Origin of the sequence: Salinicola sp. CR57, from assembly GCF_003206585.1 — a bacterium.
GTDB lineage: Bacteria > Pseudomonadota > Gammaproteobacteria > Pseudomonadales > Halomonadaceae > Salinicola > Salinicola lusitanus.
The window spans coordinates 99,154-113,549 of record NZ_PZJL01000010.1 but is presented as its reverse complement, the minus strand read 5'-3'; the positions used below and the strand labels follow the sequence as shown (position 1 = coordinate 113,549).

Sequence of the window (14,396 nt, the reverse complement as noted above, 5' to 3'; positions counted from 1 at the left end):
GCGTGCAGCGGTGAGGCTAGTGCTGTGTTGCCGGTTTACCGGCCGTACTTTCCGCCTCGGAGGTCACGCGCGCGGCGTTGCCGCTCGAGGCCGGAGAAGAGGGATTGTCGGGTGCCTTCGGTTCCGCGGGCGTGGCCACGCGCTTCCGGCGCCCGCCGTACTGAATGCTGTTGAGCAGCACCGCCAGCACGATCACCGCACCGGTGAAGACGGTCTGCCAGTATGAGGAGACGCCGATGATGACCAGGCCATCGGACAAAAAGCCGATCACGAAAGCCCCCAGCAGCGTGCCGCGCACGGTACCGCGGCCACCGGTCAGCGCCGCCCCGCCGATGACCACGCCGGCGATGGCGGTCAGCTCGTAGGTGGTGCCGGCGGTGGGGCCGGCGGAGGTGAGCTGCGACGACAGCACCAGCCCGGCGATCGCCGCACAGATGCCGGAGAGCACATAGACCGAAACCTGGACCCGCTTGACCGGCACCCCGGAGAGCTCCGCGGCGCGGGCGTTGCCGCCGGTGGAGTAGACCCAGCGCCCGAACGGCGTGCGCGCCAGCGCCAGCAGGGTGACGACCGCGACGATCGCCAGCACCCAGACCCCCACCGGCACACCGAACAGGCGGTTGAAGCCGAGCCAGTCGAAACCGGTATTGCCCAGCGCCGGATCGCCGCCGAGGTTGTTGTAGGTCAGGCCGTCGGTCATCAGCAGCGCCACGCCGCGGGCCACATAGAGCAGGCCCAGGGTGGCGACGAACGCCGGCACCTTGAAGTAGGCGATCAGCACGCCGTTGATGGCCCCGATGAAGGCTCCCACCCCACAGGTGAGGAGCACCACCACCCAGACCGGCGGATAGAGGGTCACACCGAACGCATCCAGCGTCACGCCCTGCATCAGAAAGCCGGCGACCACCCCGCACAGGCCCAGGGTCGAGCCCACCGACAGATCGATGCCGCCGGTCAGGATCACCAGCAGCATGCCGATGGAGAGCAGCCCGAAGATCGCCACATGGGACGACATGGTCAGGAAATTGTTGGTCGAGAAATAGACCGGCGACAGCGCCGAGAAGATGATGATGATCGCGATCAGGGCGAAGAAGGCGCGACCTTCGAGCAGCATTCGCCCCAGATCGAAGCCACCACCCTGGCGCGCTGGCGCTTGGCTGTGCTTGGACATAATCAAAACTCCCTTCGAGTAAAAGCGCTCACGCGACCACGGCCTCGCCCGAGGCGGCCATGATCTGCTCCTTGGAGGCATCGGCGCCGAACTCCGCCGCGATGTGTCCGCGGCTCATCACCACGATGCGGTGGGCGATGCTCAGGCATTCACCGACTTCGGAAGTGGAAAAGATCACCGCCAGCCCCTGCTTGGCGGCCCCTTCCGCCAGCAGCTTGAACACCTCTGCCTTGGCCCCGATGTCGATACCGCGGCTCGGCTCGTCGAGCACCACTACCCGAGGATGGGTCGCCAGCATCTTGCCGATTACTACCTTCTGCTGGTTGCCGCCGGAGAGTGAGCCGATCTCGGCCCTGGGCCCGTCGGTCTTGATATGGACATTGGCGATCGACTCGTCGACCACGCCGCGCTCGCGGCTGCCCGAGGTCAGCAGCCAGCGGGTGAACGCCTTGATGCTGGCCAGCGACAGGTTCTCGCCCACCGACATGGTCTGCACCAGGCCATCGCGCTGCCGGTCTTCCGGCACCAGCACCAGGCCCTTGGCGATGCGCTCGGCGATGCTCAGGTGCGAGACGTCCTCGCCTTCCAGCACCACCCGGCCTCCGCTCAGCGGCACGCGGCCAGCCACGCACTCGAGCAGCTCGGTGCGCCCGGCGCCCATCAGGCCATAGATGCAGACGATCTCGCCGGCGCGCACCTCCAGCGACAGATGGTCGACCACCGAGCGATCCGGCACCGCGGTATCGGCGACACTGACATCCTCGAGCGACAGCGCCACGTCGCCCATGACGTGACCGGTCGGCGGCGAGCCGAGATCGAAGTTCTCGCCGACCATGTTGCGCACGATCCACTCCAGGTCGATGTCCGCTCGCCGGGCATAGGCCGTCATCACGCCGTCACGCAGCACCACGGCGTGGTCGGTGATGAGAAGCGCTTCCTCCAGGTGGTGGGAGATGTAGACGATCGAGACGCCGCGGCTCTTGAGGTCGCGAATCACCCGGAACAGCACCTCGACCTCGGTCGCCGACAGCGCCGAGGTCGGCTCGTCCATGATCAGGATGCGCGAATTCACCGACAGCGCGCGGGCGATCTCGACGATCTGCTGCTGGCCCAGGCGCAGGTCCTCCACCGGCGTCAGCGGATCGATCGGTTCGTCGAGCTCCTCCATCAACGCCCGGGTCTGACGCGCCTCCTCGGCATAGTCGATACCGGCAGGCCCCTTGATCTCGCGGCCCATGAAGATGTTGTCGCGAACGCTGAGATTGGGCGCCAGGCTCAACTCCTGATGGATGATCGAAATGCCCAGGCGCTGGGCATCGGTGGTCGAGGCGAACCGTACCGGCTCACCCTCCAGCACGATCTCGCCGGAGGTCGGCTGGATCACCCCGGACAGGATCTTCATCAGCGTCGATTTGCCGGCCCCGTTCTCGCCGAAAAGCGTGGTCACCTGGCCGCGATAGACGTCGAAATTGACCGTCTTGAGCGCATGCACGCTGCCGAACGATTTGGCGACATCCCGCGCCGACAGCACCACATCGTCGACCGGTTCACCGGCAGGAGCAGGCCGATTCGAGGAGGAAGCCATCACTGCACCTCCATGCTGACGGGTGTCACCAGCCAGTTCTTGGGATTGATCAGCTTGAACACACCGGTCACGCTGACGGTCTTGCCGCTCAGATCGGCGGTATCGATGTCCGCCAGCACGGCTTTCTTCATGGCGTCGTTGATCGAGGCGCCGGCGTTCTGATACTCGATCTGGTTGGCAAACTCGCCGAACGAGATCTCGCCGGTGGCATCGCGCAGGTCGGTACCATTGATCGCCGGGCCGGTCTGCACGCGCAGCGTGATCTCGTCGGGCACGCCCTTGGCGTCGACGGTATAGATGCCTGAACGCGCCTCACCGAATGTCCCGCTGAAAGTGACCGGCACCACCGGGCCGAAGCCGTCGCCGACACCGTACTTCTGACCCGCCGCCGTCGAATCCGCGAGTACCGCCGACGCCAGTTCAGCGGCATCGACGGCGCGCTCCTCGACGCTCGCCTGAATCGCCGGGAAATGCTCCCCGCCATAGGTCTCGGCAGAGAAGCCGCCGGCCAACTCCGCCTCGTGGCCGATCTCGACCACCGTGGTATCCCAGGCCATTGCCGCCAGCACCACGACCACGCAGGCGCCGATGATCAGGCGCCCTTTCAGCTTGCCCGGCGCTGCTGGCCGACTGGCAACTGTTGTACTCATCGCTTCGAGCCCTCTTTCCTGATACCGCTGTCTTCGTCTGCACGGCGCCGAGGTAGCTGTCGCCGCCACGCTGAAATCAAGGGATCAGCACGATCTTCAGTGACTTCGATCCGCTCTTCATCAGCTCGAAGCCTTCCTCGTATTTCTCCAGCGGCAGCTTGTGGGTGACCACGCCTTCGGTCGGGAAGTCGCCATTGCGGATCCCCTCGATGACCAGCGGATAGCAGTACGGACCGAGGTGGGAACCCAGCACGTCGAGCTCCTTGCGGTCGGAGATGATGCTCCAGTCGACGCTGACAGGATCCTTGAACACGCTGAACTCGACGAAACGCCCCAGCTTGCGAATCATCGACAGCCCCTGCTCGACCGACTTGGGATGCCCGGTCGCCTCGATGTAGACGTCGCAGCCGTAGCCCTCGGTCATCTCCTTGATGATCGAGACCACATCGTCGCGCTTGGGGTTTAGGGTCAGGTCGGCGCCGAATTTCCTGGCCAGTTCCAGGCGGTCATCGAACAGGTCGAGCACGATCAATTTCTCGGCGCCCGCTTTCTTGGCCGCACCGACCATGCCGAGCCCCAGGGTGCCGGCGCCGGAGAGCACCACCACGTCGCCCAGTTCGATCTTGGCGCGCTGCACCGCATGCAGCGAACAGGCGTAAGGTTCGATCAGGATCGCCTTCTCCAGCGGCAGCTCCTCGGGGACGTGGTAGTTGATCGCCTCCTTGGTGAACTTCATGTACTCGGCCATGCCGCCGTTGACGTTGTTCTGGAAGCCGTACAGGTCATGCTTTTCGCACATCCAGTACTGGCCCCGACCGCAGAAGCGACAGTTCCAGCACGGCACGATCTGCTCGGAGATCACCCGGTCGCCGACGGCGTAGCCTTCGACCTGGGAACCGACCTTGACCACCCGGCCGATGAACTCGTGCCCCGGAATCATCGGTGCCTTGATATAGGCGGGCTGGGTCTCGTCACCCCAGAAGCTGGGCGCGCCGTCGTAGGACTTGATGTCCCCGGCGCAGATGCCGCAACCCTCGACCTTGACCAGGATCTCCTGGTCGTCGATCTCGGGGACCGGTACCTCTTCGTAGCGATAGTCGTTGGGTGCGTAGGCGACCACCGCTTTCATCGTGCGGGGGATGTCGTCGTGGGAAGTCGCTTGGGTGGATGTCGCAGTGGCGTCGCTCATGGAAGATCTCCTGCGCTTAAACACATGATCAATATTTGGTCATATGTTTTTAGCCCAGCAGCGGAAAAGACATCAATACGCAGAGCGGGAACACACCCTAAGACTTTAGCCAAATGATTTTTATCGTATTGATAAATATCGATTTAAAATGAATTCATTTGACTCCGTACGACTAAAGTTATCGTCGGGTTGGCGGCAAGATTCGAGAAATCGATCAGAAGCAGAATGCGTTAGAATGATCTAAAACAGATCATATGATCACCACGAGGATCGAAACGCACGATCGTGATCGTGGCCGACGGCTACGAAGGGGCTCGGGTGGAGCCACTACCCATGAAAGAAGTCATTACCCATGAGAAAGGAGGAGGTCGGCGCCGGGCATCCAGCCGGGGGCCGTGCCACAGCCGGACCGCGACAGCGGCCCGGCTGCCGGGCCGGTCAATCGCGCTTGAAATAGCGCCGGGAAATGGAGTCCAGCGAGATCGCGATCACCACGATGGCGCCGCTCACCATAGACTGCCAGTACGGGGAGATGCCCAGCAGCACGATCACGTTCTCGATCACTCCGATGATCGCCGCGCCGAAGATCGCCCCCAGCGGCGTACCGATGCCGCCCGTGGTCGGCACCCCGCCGATCACCGAGGCGGCGATAGGCCCCAGCACCCACGAATCTCCGATGGAGGGCTGTGCCGAGCCGAGCCGGGCGACCATCAGCATGCCGGCCAGCGCCGCCAGGAAGCCCGCGAAGGCGAACACGCCCAGACGAACACGATCGGCGCGAATGCCCAGCATCCTGGCGGCCGACAGGTTGCTGCCGACGGCATACATGTAGCGTCCGAACGGAGTCTTCAGCGTGATGAAACAGGCCACGACCAGGAACAGCAGCATGATCCAGAACGGCACCGGCAGGCCGGCCCACTTGCCGCTGCCGAGAAATCCGATGTCGGCGGGAATGCCTGTGATCGCCACCCCCTTGGTGATGACCAGATTGAGTCCGCCGTAGACACCCGCCATACCGATCGTCAGCACCAGCGAGGGCAGCCGGAGCAGCGTCACCAGCAGGCCGTTGAGCAGCCCGAACAGCGCCCCGACCACCAGGCAGAGCGCGAATGCCAACCACGGATTCAGCCCCAGCTTGACCATGAGGATGCCGCCGATCACGCCGCAGAATCCCCCGATGGCGCCGAGCGACAGGTCCAGCTCCCCCAGGATCATCAGCATCGACTGCGCGATGGTGATCATGCCGATGAAGGCCAGCGACCTGGCGATGATGACCAGGTTGTAGCTGTTCAGGAAGTTTTCCGACAGCAGCGACGCCACCACCACGATGAGCGCCAACACCCCCACCACGCCACTCAGGGGGTTGCTGACCATGAACCCCATTGCCTTACGCAGCATGCCCGCTTCCCCCGTGACCGTGGATGGCTCCGACCAGCGCGTCCCCGCTGGCCTGATCGATATGAAACTCTCCGCTGACCTTCCCTTCGTAGAGCGTGATGATGCGATTGGCGCAGCGCCGCAGCTCATCCATCTCCGAAGACACCAGGATGATTCCCACGCCACGCTCCGCCAGCACCTTCATCAACCGGTAGATCTCCATCTTGGTGCGGATATCGATCCCCTTGGTCGGCTCGTCGAAGATCAGTACGCGAGGGTCACAGGCCATGGCGCGCCCGATGATCGCCTTCTGCTGATTGCCGCCCGACAGGAAAGCGATGTTCTTGTTCATGGTCGGCGTCTTAATGTCGTAGTCACGCACGATGTCGCCGACCCGCGCCCGCTCCTGGCGGGCATCGATCACCCCGTGGCGGGCGGTGGCGCGCAGCAATGCCATGCCGATATTGCGGCGCACGCTCTGGCCGGGAAAGATGCCGTGATACTTGCGCTCCTCGGAGAGATAGAAGAGACCGTGGCGAATGGAATAGTGCGTATCCCCCAGCCGCCACGCCTCCCCCTCCAGCTGGACCGTCCCGGACCGGGCCGGCAGAAAGCCGAACAGCGTCTGCATCACTTCGGAGCGGCCAGCTCCGACCAGGCCGGCAAATCCCAGAATCTCCCCGCGCCGCAAGGTGAACGAGACATCCTCGAATCGTTTCCCGCAGAGCCCCTCGACTCGCAGCATCACCTCCCCGCTCCCGCCCTCCGGCTGCAGGCGACTGTCCGTCTTGACCTCCTGCCCCGACATCAACGAGACCAGTTGGCGGTCGTCCAGTTGCGACGCCGGCCGCGTCTCGATCTTGCGACCGTTACGCAACACGCTGATGGTGTCGCTGATGGCGAACATCTCGTCGAACTTGTGCGAAATGAAGACGACACCGCACCCCGAGGCCACCACATCCCGCACCACGCGAAAGACGCGCTCGACCTCGGTCTCCGTCAGCGAAGAGGTCGGCTCGTCGAGGATCAGGATCTTCATCGACTCGTTGGTGCAGGCTCGCGCGATCTGCAGCAGCTGCTGATCGGAGATCGAGATGTGGCGAACCTTGTCGCCAGGGCTGGCCGCGATCTTGAATCGATCGAGCCAGGTCTGCGCCGCACGCTCCAGCTCGCGACGCCTGAACAGCCAGCCGCCGCGTCGGGAGCGCGAAAACGGCATGAAGAGGTTCTCGGCCACGGTCATGTTGCCGAACAGGTTGATCTCCTGGGGGACATAGGCAATGGTCTTGTGCAGGTGGTCGTGACTCGACGCATCCTGACCGTCGATCATCACGCGCCCCTGGGATGGCTTCTCGGTGCCGGTCAGGATCTTGACCAGTGTCGACTTCCCCGCGCCATTTTCCCCCGCCAGCGTATGCACCCGGCCCATCTCGATCTCGAGCACGATGTCATCCAGCGCCTTGACGCCCGGAAAGCGCTTGCTGACATGGTCGACGTGCAAGTAAGCCATCGTCGTCTCCCGTGGACTCTCGCGTTGAATCACCGCAACCGACCCGCCGGAGATATCGCTGCCGACGGGGGCGTCTTGGGCCTCACTCCATGAAGGAGTCGACGTTATCGGGCGTGATCATGACGTTACCGGTATCGATGTGATTGGGCGTGATCGCCCCGGTAGCCAGTTGCCACATGTTGATCACCGACCAGTAGCCCTGCATGGTCGGGCGCGAAGCCGACGAGGAGTCCGCCACGCCCTCCTTGATCAACACCAGCATCTGGCTGAGGTCATCGAGACCGACCAGTTGGACCTTGCCGACCTTGTCGGCCTCCTTGATCGCCTGACCGATACCGACCGGTCCGGCGGCGTCCGACGCCACCCAGCCATCGAGGTCGGGGTTGGCCTGCATGATCGCGGAGGCCTGCTGCTGCGCGGTATTGATGTCATCGTTGTCGACGCCGGTCGCGACAACCTCGATACCCTCGTGCGCATCAAACACGGCCTGCGCACAGCGTGCCCGCTCGGCGTGGTTGGGGGCCGTGGGCACGCCCATCATGATTGCCACCTTGCCCTGTCCATCCAGCAGTTCGATCAAGCGATTGGCCGCCATCTCGGCCTGCTCGCAGAAATCGCTGCCCACGGTGGTCAGATTCATCCCCTCGGGGTTGATCGAATCGAACAGCGTGATCGGAATCCCCTGCTCCTGGGCCTCCTGCAGCACGGTACGATTGCCGCTGGGATCGAGAAGATCGACGATGATCCCGTCGGGACGCGTCGAGATGGCACGCTCGATGATCTCGTTCTGCTGGGCGACGTTGGCGCTCTGGGGAGCCGAGTACTGGATCTCCACCTCGGACCCGGTCTGCGCCTTGATGGCAGCGGCAGCCTGCTGCGCACCCTGGTTGACCTTGTCGAACCAGGGGTGGACCACCTTCGGCACCACCACGAAACGATAGCTATCGTGCTTTTCGGTCCCCGGCCCCTCGGCGGCGAGGGTCGATGAAGCCACTCCCGCGGATGCCAGAATGCCGAGTGCCAGTACCACACTTGCCTTGACGATTTTCATGAGGAACCCTCCGCAATGACCCAAACCATCATTCATATGAGGCATATGGAATTCATATGAACAGCTTTTCCCACCATCATTTGCCGCTTGGCTTGCAAAATGAACAAGGCAGCCTTTAGTGGCCACGATGAAAGTTATTTATTTTGCACTTTGATTTCATTGTCTTATCGGTCTACCGAGAAGCATCGCCTCAGACCCGAGACTAACCGGCCAGTCATTTCCGGATGATCACATGATCAGTAGATAGCACCTCTACCTCCCGCGGCACGCCGGGGCCGTCGATCACCCAACCTTCCCGATGAGAACTCCCAGCAGGTGCCGAGCCATCAGCCCGACTCAGCGATGCTCACGCTCGTAAGCCTCGATCCGATCCACCTTGGGCTGCGAGCGGCCGCCGGGCTCATACTCGTTACTCAGGAAGCTCTCGACGATCGTCTTGGCCAACTCGATACCAATGACGCGCGCGCCCATGGTGACGATCTGGGCATCATTGCTCTTCCGAGCGCGCTCGGCGGAGTAGGTGTCGTGAGCCTGGGCGGCACGAATGCCGGCCACCTTGTTGGCGGATATCGCCACGCCAATGCCGGTGCCACACATCAGGACGCCGCGATCGTAGCGCCCCTCGGCAATCGCCTCCGCGATCTCGATCGCGATATCCGGGTAGAGCACCGGCTTCGCCTCGTGCGTGCCGAAGTCCTCGACTTCGTGCCCCAGCGCCCGGACATGCTCGATCATCGCCTGCTTCATCTCATACGCCGCCTCGTCACACCCCAGCGCCACTCGCCACTGCTTTGCCATCACTCACCTCCCATGCTCTCAATGGCGTCGAACGTCGACGGCGTCATCATAGCCACACATTGTTCATATGAACAATAACATCTCATATGAGCAAAAAGTCGTGTATCAAACGGGGGAAACGACGCACGAATCGGCGCCAAAGCCGCTAGTGAGCCGCGATAATCATGCTCAAGTAACGAGATAGAACGAAGCGATATCACCACCAAAGTCGCATATCCGCGTCTTTTCCGGTCGCTATGATGGTCCCAAGCGCCACAGACAACCAAATGTGCAGCATTGGATCATATTTTCAGCAGGCCAGATCCGGACAGCGATCGTCCATGGCCTGGCACACATCTCAATCGCCGGGAGCGTCGGCCATGACACGTCTTTACAACGATCCTGTGAATTTCGTCGACGAAGCGACCGAAGGGTTCGTCGCCGCGCATGCGCAGCGGGTCTGCCAGGTGCCCGGCGGGGTCATTCGCAGCACCCGCAGCGAGCCGGGTACCGTCGCCGTCGTCATCGGTGGAGGCTCCGGCCACTATCCCGCCTTCGCGGGGCTGGTCGGCCAGGGCCTGGCTCATGGCGCGGTGATGGGCAATCTGTTCGCCTCGCCTTCGGCGCAGCAGGTCTACAACGTCTGCAAGGCAGCCAACAATGGTGCCGGCGTGCTGCTCAGCTTCGGCAACTACGCCGGCGACGTGCTGCATTTCGGCCAGGCCCGGGAGCGCCTGATCCGCGAGGGCATCCCCTGCGAGATCGTCGCGGTCATCGACGATGTCTCCAGTGCCGGGCAGGACGAGCTGCACAAGCGTCGCGGCATCGCCGGCGACCTGACCGTCTTCAAGATCGCAGCGGCAGCGGCCGAGGCCGGCTATTCGCTGGAAGAGGTCGTACGCGTCTCCCGCGCGGCCAACCTGCGCACCCGCTCCATGGGCGTGGCGTTCGACGGCTGCACGCTGCCGGGTGCGAAGGATGCGCTGTTCCACGTTCCCGCCGGCAAGATGGCGGTGGGCCTGGGCATCCACGGCGAGCCGGGGATCAGCGAGCAGAACGTTCCCAGCGCCGACGCTCTCGCCGAGCTGCTTGTCTCTCACCTGATGGAGGAGATCCCGGACGGGGTCGGCAGTGTCGGAGGGGCCAAGGCCTCGGTGCTGCTCAACGGCCTGGGCTCAATCAAGTACGAAGAGCTGTTCGTGGTCTATCGGCGGGTCAATCAGTTACTGACGGAGGCCGGCCTGGAGATCGTCGAGCCGGAAGTGGGAGAACTGGTCACCAGTCTCGACATGGCGGGCGCCTCGTTGACACTGTTCTGGCTCGACGACGAACTGGAGCGACTGTGGAAGGCCCCCGCTGATGCACCGGCCTATCGCAAGGGCAGTCTCGAGGCCGCCCCGCCCATCGACGCCTCCCAGCTGGACATCCCGGATGCCGATGCCATTCCACCCGCCAGCGAAGCGTCGATCGCTACCGCGCGCTGCCTCTATCAGGCCTTGAGCGCGACGCGCAAGATCATCGATCAGGAGGTGGAGGAGCTGGGGCGACTCGATGCCATTGCCGGGGATGGCGATCATGGCATCGGCATGCAGCGCGGGGTGGTCGCCGCGGAACTGGCCGCGGAAGACGCGGTGAGCCGCAGTGCCGGGGCCGGCACGCTGCTGCGCATGGCCGCCGAGGCGTGGTCGGATCGCGCTGGCGGCACCTCCGGCGCGATCTGGGGCGTCATGCTCAATGCCCTCGGTGTGACGCTCGGCGACGACGACGCGCCAACCCCGGCGCACTATGCCGAAGGCATCACCAAGGCCAAGAATGACGTGATGGCGTTCGGCAAGGCCAAGCTGGGCGACAAGACGCTGGTCGATGCGCTGGCGCCGTTCAGCGAGGCGCTCGAGCAGGCGGTGAATGCCGGCGACGATCTGGCGACGGCATGGCGCAAGGCCGTCGAGGCCTGCGAAGCGGCGGCGACCGCCACCTCCGAGCTCCGGCCGAAGATGGGGCGCGCCCGCCCGCTGGCCGAGAAGAGCCTCGGCACGCCGGATCCCGGCGCGGTCTCGCTCTCCCTGATCGTCGCCGCCATTCAACCCGTCATCGACCGGTGACCCCGTTCTCGATGGCCCAAGGCTAGACAACCGCGAGGACGCCATGGCTCAAGCCCCGATCACCCTGGGCATCAGCTTCAAGATGTACTTCGGCTATGCCCAGACCCTGGAGTGGTGTCGCCGGATCGCCACCCTTCTCGCCCATCACCCGGCCGTCGTCGACGGCCGGGTGTCGCTATTCGTGCTGCCCAGCTTCCCGGCGCTCGCCCCGGTGCTCGACTGCTTCGCCGACACGCCAGTCGGCGTGGGTGGCCAGAACCTGTATCAGGCACCACCCGGCGCTTATACTGGCGAGGTGAGCGGGGCCATGCTGGCCGAGATGGGCTGTCGTTATGTCGAGATCGGCCATGCCGAACGTCGGCGCCTGTTCGCGGAAGATGACGCTGTCGTCGCCACCAAGACACGGATCGCGCTGGCGCAGGGGCTGATTCCGGTGCTCTGTATCGGTGAAGCCGACCATGGCGAGCCGCGCGATGCCATTGCCGACTGCCGGCATCAGATCGACTCGGCGCTGGCGCTGGCGACGCCGGCGCAGCGCTCGCAGCCGCTGGTGGTCGCCTATGAACCGCACTGGGCGATCGGTGCCTCGGAACCGGCATCACTCGCGCACATTGCAGCGGTCTGCCAGGGGTTGCAGGATCACCTCTCCACGCACCCGTCTGCTAGGGTGATCTATGGTGGCAGCGCCGGCCCCGACCTGTTGACCCGCCTGGCGGGAAAGGTCGATGGTCTGTTCCTGGGGCGTTTCGCCCACGATCCGGCCGCGTTCGAGGCGATCGTGAACGAAGCCTCGCTGCTCGCGTCAAACGGATCAGCCGCGGGGAGCGAATCCTCCGCACCGGATTGACCATCCGCGCTAAACTGAACAGCCACGTTAGACTTGATGCCACGTTAGACTTGATTGCCGTGTCGAACCGAGTGCCAGATCGCGTCTCGCGACATCATCCATTTACGATCTAGGGGATCCGAAAGCCAATGCCATCTCGTCGTCAGCTAGCCAACGCCATCCGCGCGCTTTCCATGGACGCCGTGCAGAAGGCCAACTCCGGCCACCCCGGCATGCCGATGGGCATGGCCGATATCGCGGAAGTGCTGTGGAACGACCATCTCAAGCACAACCCCGCCAACCCGGACTGGGAAGATCGCGACCGTTTCATTCTCTCCAACGGTCACGGCTCGATGCTGCACTACTCGCTGCTTCATCTGACCGGTTACGACCTGCCGATGAAGGAGCTCGAGAACTTCCGCCAGTTGGGTTCGAAGACCCCCGGTCACCCGGAACACGGTTACACGCCCGGTATCGAGACCACCACCGGGCCGCTGGGCCAGGGCCTGGCCAACGGTATCGGCATGGCCATCGCCGAGCGCACCCTGGCGGCGCAGTTCAACCGTGACGGCCACGAGATCGTCGACCACCGCATCTGGGTCTTCGCCGGCGACGGCTGCCTGATGGAGGGGATCAGCCACGAGGCGTGCTCGCTGGCCGGCACCCTGGGTCTGGGCAACCTGACCGTGTTCTACGACGACAACGGCATCTCCATCGATGGCGAGGTCGAGGGCTGGTTCACCGACGACACCGCCAAGCGCTTCGAGGCCTACCACTGGCACGTGGTGCGCGACGTCGACGGCCACGACGCCGAACAGATCAACGCCGCCATCGAGGAAGCCAAGCGTGTCACCGACAAGCCGACCCTGATCATCTGCAAGACCGTGATCGGCTTCGGTTCGCCCAACAAGGCGGGCAAGGAAGAAAGCCACGGTGCCGCCCTGGGCGAAGACGAAGTCGCGGCCGCGCGCAAGGAGCTGGGTTGGGAATATCCGGCGTTCGAGATTCCCGACGACTACTACGCGGCGTGGGACGCCCGCGAGCAGGGCCAGAAACGCGAAGCCGAGTACGACGCCAAGCTGGCGGCTTACGAGAAAGCCTACCCGGAACTGGCCAAGGAGCTGAAACGTCGCTACAACGGCGAACTGCCGGCCAACTTCGACGGCGATGCCCTGATCAAGACGGCGCAGGAGAAATCCGAGACCACCGCCTCGCGCAAGGCCTCGCTGGGCGTCCTCAACGAGCTGGGACCGGACCTGCCCGAGCTGTTCGGCGGCAGCGCCGACCTGGCACCGTCCAACCTGACCCTGTGGAAAGGCGCCAAGGCGATCAGCAAGGAAGACTTCGACGGCGGCTACCTGCACTACGGCGTGCGCGAGTTCGGCATGGGCGCGATCGCCAACGGCATCGCCACCCACGGCGGCTTCATTCCCTACGACGCGACCTTCCTGGTGTTCATGGAGTACATGCACAACGCCGTGCGCATGTCGGCGCTGTCGCATACCCGCATCATTCACGTCTTCACCCACGACTCCATTGGTCTCGGCGAAGATGGCCCGACCCACCAGCCGATCGAGCAACTGGCCGACCTGCGCAATCTGCCCGGTCTGGCGACGTGGCGGCCGTGTGACGCCACCGAGACGACGGCGGCCTGGGTCGAGGGCCTGAAGCGGGAGAAAGGCCCCACGGCGCTGATCTTCTCGCGCCAGGATCTGCCGGCCCAGCCGCGCGACGACGAGCAGCTCAAGCAGATTCGTCGCGGCGGCTACGTGCTCAAGGAAGCCGAGGGTGGCAAGCCGGAGCTGATCCTGATCGCCACCGGTTCCGAAGTGGGCCTGGCAATGGACGCCGCCACCGAACTCGAGGGCAAGGGCAAGAAAGTCCGCGTGGTCTCCATGCCCTGCACCAGCGCCTTCGACGAGCAGGACGAGAGCTATCGCGAGTCGGTGCTGCCGAGCGACGTGCGCAAGCGTCTGGCGGTCGAGGCCGCCATCCCGTCGACCTGGTACAAGTACGTGGGCCTCGACGGCGACGTCATCGGCATGACCACCTATGGCGAGTCCGCCAAGGCCGGCGATCTGTTCAAGCACTTCGGTTTCACGGTCGACAAGGTCGTCGCCCGCGCCGAGAAGCTGCTGGGCTGATCGTCACATCCGAT

11 protein-coding genes are annotated in these 14,396 nt (G+C 64.0%); 3 read left to right on the top strand and 8 right to left on the bottom strand.

Going from position 1 to position 14,396, the window contains the following annotated elements:
- Window positions 1–16: 16 nt before the first annotated feature.
- The 8 genes from DOM56_RS15260 to rpiB all read right to left on the bottom strand — a co-directional run bounded on the left by DOM56_RS15260 (window position 17) and on the right by rpiB (window position 9,331).
- Window positions 17–1,171, bottom strand: coding sequence for an ABC transporter permease (locus tag DOM56_RS15260; protein ID WP_110709935.1), 1,155 nt, complete (start codon window positions 1,169–1,171; stop codon window positions 17–19).
- 28 nt (window positions 1,172–1,199) lie between these two features.
- Window positions 1,200–2,756, bottom strand: coding sequence for a sugar ABC transporter ATP-binding protein (locus tag DOM56_RS15255; RefSeq protein WP_110709934.1), 1,557 nt, complete (start codon window positions 2,754–2,756; stop codon window positions 1,200–1,202).
- A complete protein-coding gene (locus DOM56_RS15250) occupies window positions 2,756–3,406 on the bottom strand; it encodes a DUF2291 domain-containing protein (RefSeq protein WP_110709933.1) in 651 nt (216 codons plus the stop codon). The genes DOM56_RS15255 and DOM56_RS15250 overlap by 1 nt, the downstream gene beginning before the upstream one ends.
- Window positions 3,407–3,482: 76 nt before the next feature.
- Window positions 3,483–4,595 carry an alcohol dehydrogenase catalytic domain-containing protein gene (locus DOM56_RS15245; protein WP_110709932.1) on the bottom strand — a complete coding sequence of 371 codons (1,113 nt, stop codon included), beginning with the start codon at window positions 4,593–4,595 and terminating at the stop codon, window positions 3,483–3,485.
- 438 nt (window positions 4,596–5,033) lie between these two features.
- Window positions 5,034–5,993: an ABC transporter permease gene (locus DOM56_RS15240; RefSeq protein WP_110709931.1), complete on the bottom strand. Its 960-nt coding sequence runs from the start codon at window positions 5,991–5,993 to the stop codon at window positions 5,034–5,036.
- On the bottom strand, window positions 5,983–7,482 hold the full coding sequence (locus tag DOM56_RS15235; RefSeq protein WP_110709930.1) for a sugar ABC transporter ATP-binding protein: 1,500 nt from the start codon (window positions 7,480–7,482) through the stop codon (window positions 5,983–5,985). The genes DOM56_RS15240 and DOM56_RS15235 overlap by 11 nt, the downstream gene beginning before the upstream one ends.
- An 82-nt stretch (window positions 7,483–7,564) precedes the next feature.
- Window positions 7,565–8,533, bottom strand: a complete 969-nt coding sequence (locus DOM56_RS15230) for a substrate-binding domain-containing protein (RefSeq protein ID WP_110709929.1) — start codon at window positions 8,531–8,533, stop codon at window positions 7,565–7,567.
- A gap of 336 nt (window positions 8,534–8,869) precedes the next feature.
- Window positions 8,870–9,331 (bottom strand): ribose 5-phosphate isomerase B, encoded by a 462-nt coding sequence (gene rpiB, locus DOM56_RS15225; protein WP_110709928.1) that lies wholly within the window; start codon window positions 9,329–9,331, stop codon window positions 8,870–8,872.
- 359 nt (window positions 9,332–9,690) lie between these two features.
- On the opposite strand from rpiB, the gene DOM56_RS15220 reads away from it, so the two are divergent.
- The 3 genes from DOM56_RS15220 to tkt all read left to right on the top strand — a co-directional run bounded on the left by DOM56_RS15220 (window position 9,691) and on the right by tkt (window position 14,382).
- Window positions 9,691–11,412: a dihydroxyacetone kinase family protein gene (locus tag DOM56_RS15220; RefSeq protein ID WP_110709927.1), complete on the top strand. Its 1,722-nt coding sequence runs from the start codon at window positions 9,691–9,693 to the stop codon at window positions 11,410–11,412.
- Window positions 11,413–11,455: 43 nt separating this feature from the next.
- Window positions 11,456–12,259, top strand: coding sequence for a triose-phosphate isomerase family protein (locus DOM56_RS15215; RefSeq protein ID WP_110709926.1), 804 nt, complete (start codon window positions 11,456–11,458; stop codon window positions 12,257–12,259).
- A gap of 128 nt (window positions 12,260–12,387) precedes the next feature.
- A complete protein-coding gene (gene tkt / locus DOM56_RS15210) occupies window positions 12,388–14,382 on the top strand; it encodes a transketolase (RefSeq protein ID WP_110709925.1) in 1,995 nt (664 codons plus the stop codon).
- Window positions 14,383–14,396 lie beyond the last annotated feature (14 nt).